Annotated in this window: 1 pseudogene; it reads right to left on the bottom strand. The window is 73.2% G+C overall.

Going from position 1 to position 975, the window contains the following annotated elements:
- Window positions 1–282: pseudogene (locus GCN81_RS32140) on the bottom strand (SUKH-4 family immunity protein); the annotation flags it as partial.
- Window positions 283–975: the final 693 nt, after the last annotated feature.

Raw genomic sequence — 975 nt, 5'->3', positions numbered from 1 at the left:
GTCGCGCGGCAGGCGACCGGCCGCGCCGGGGCCGGGGTTGGCCGGGCGCTGTTGGCCGGGCAGGCCGACCGGGCGGGCCGTCCCCGGGGCCGGACGTCCGGTACCGGTCGTGGGAGCGGGAGTTGTCCCGGTGCGGGTGCCGCCCACGAGCGGCGGCAGGGCGCCGGGAGGCAAGGGCAGACCGGCGTCCGGCCGTCCCGGACCCGGCGGAGTGCCGCCTGGGCCTGTGGGCGAGGGCGCGGCTGGCGCCTGCGGGGGCGCGGCGACGCTGTCGATCCCCATCGCGACCGGACGTTCCGGCGAACCCACAACGGCGGACGGCGCGGCTCCCCCAATTGGGCTTGCGACAGCACCATCCCCTGGACCTGAAGGCTGGGCCTGAGAAGGGCTACCCGTCCCAGCAGTTACGGCAGGTGTCCCCACAGGCAGGGCAGACCCCCCAGAGGGTGAGCTGGCCGTACCAGCAGGACCAGCAGGACCAGCCGATCCGCTCACTACGGCACCCGCTGCCCCACCGCTGTTGCCCCCGGAGCCGCTCGGGGAAGCCGGATAACGCTCGCGATCCGGATCCTCCCAGCTCTTCCCCAAATACTTCGCCGGAGGCGGAAACGTAGGCACCTCCTCCGCCTGCATGCTCTGCGCCGAGTACTCATACGTCTGACCCAGCTTCCGCAGCCGCTGTACCGCCTCCCCTCGCGCCGCGTCCATCCGTCCCTGCGCCGCCGATTCATCCAAGCGTGCCGTTTGGGCGGCTGTCCGGGCGTCTGGGTCGTTGCGGTTGTCCGGGTCGGTCGCCGTCGCGTAGCTCTCCCGGGCCTTGGCCAGGTCCGCCTTCGCTGATGTCGTCTCCGACAGCGGCGGCATCGCCGCCTTCGCCTCCGCGATCGCCTGCGACGCCTCCTCCAGCCACTGCGCCGCGACCCGGCTGTAATCGCCAAGCCGCAGCGTCGCGTTCGCGGACTGGTTGCCCCACTC

The organism is Streptomyces apocyni, from assembly GCF_009739465.1.
In the GTDB taxonomy this organism is placed as follows: domain Bacteria; phylum Actinomycetota; class Actinomycetes; order Streptomycetales; family Streptomycetaceae; genus Streptomyces; species Streptomyces apocyni.
Note: the sequence above shows the minus strand (reverse complement) of the source record. Positions and strands in the feature narration are given on the sequence as shown.